Source organism: Paenibacillus sp. HGF5 (assembly GCF_000204455.1).
Taxonomy (GTDB): Bacteria; Bacillota; Bacilli; order Paenibacillales; family Paenibacillaceae; genus Paenibacillus_AQ; species Paenibacillus_AQ lautus_A.
Genome location: NZ_AEXS01000179.1, coordinates 1 through 919 on the forward strand (window position 1 = coordinate 1; position 919 = coordinate 919).

A 919-nucleotide genomic window follows, 5' to 3' on the forward strand; every position below is an offset into this window, starting at 1 on the left:
TTATTGCGGTGGTAGCAGCAGTAGGGATCATCTTTTTTGTTGGTTTGCGCCGGCCGCTTTATAACTTTGCTTTTGATGAGGAGACCGCTGCGGTATCCGGTATGCGTGTCTCTCTCCTGTCTTTTTTATTCGCCGTGTTTACGGGAATGACGGTTGCCGCCGCAATGCCGGTAGTCGGCGTGTTGTTGGTTTCGGCGTTAATTGTGCTGCCGGCCTCGATCGCACTGCGGATGGCGACAGGTTTTTTAGCAGCCATGGGGATCGCCGTCGTTGTTGGGCTGAGCGGTGTTTTTTCGGGCCTTGCTGCTTCATACTATCTCAATACGCCGCCAGGAGGTACCATTGCCCTGATTCTATTAGGATTTCTAATCATGGCCGTAATCTTTCAAAAATTGCTTCGGTTACAAAATCGAAGATTGATACAAAAAATAAATAGAAATAGGAGTCATAAGAATTATGAAGAGATTTAAGCGAGTATTAACCCTACTATCCCTATCCGCAGTATTGGCTATTGCAGGCTGCGGCTCGGGTAAACCGACGGTTTCTCATGATGGAAACGGGTCTTCCGCCAGTAACCAGACGTCTGATGCTTCCACAACGGAAGCTACAAAGCTGAAAGTTAAAACCAGCTTCTATCCCATGTATGAATTTACTAGACAGGTAGCGGGCGATCTGGCAGATGTGGAGAATTTAGTTCCTCCAGGAATTGAAGCGCATGATTGGGAGCCGACACCCCAGGACATGGCGGGGATTTCCGATGCCGATGTGCTGGTCTATAATGGCGCCGGCATGGAAGGCTGGGTCGATCAGGTTCTGGAGAGCACCGGGGTATCGGCAATTGAGGCCAGTAAGGGAATAGAGATCATGGAAGGTACCGGTCATTCTCATGATCATGGTGAAGAGGGGGATCACGGCCACG

The 919-nt window shown here is 49.7% G+C and carries 2 protein-coding genes; both read left to right on the forward strand.

The window, feature by feature from the left end; genetic code table 11:
- On the forward strand, positions 1-470 hold a 470-nt coding region (locus HMPREF9412_RS30810; RefSeq protein ID WP_009595856.1), incomplete at its 5' end, for a metal ABC transporter permease.
- The coding region (locus HMPREF9412_RS30815; RefSeq protein WP_009595855.1) for a metal ABC transporter solute-binding protein, Zn/Mn family at positions 457-919 on the forward strand (463 nt) is incomplete at its 3' end. The genes HMPREF9412_RS30810 and HMPREF9412_RS30815, both read left to right, overlap by 14 nt.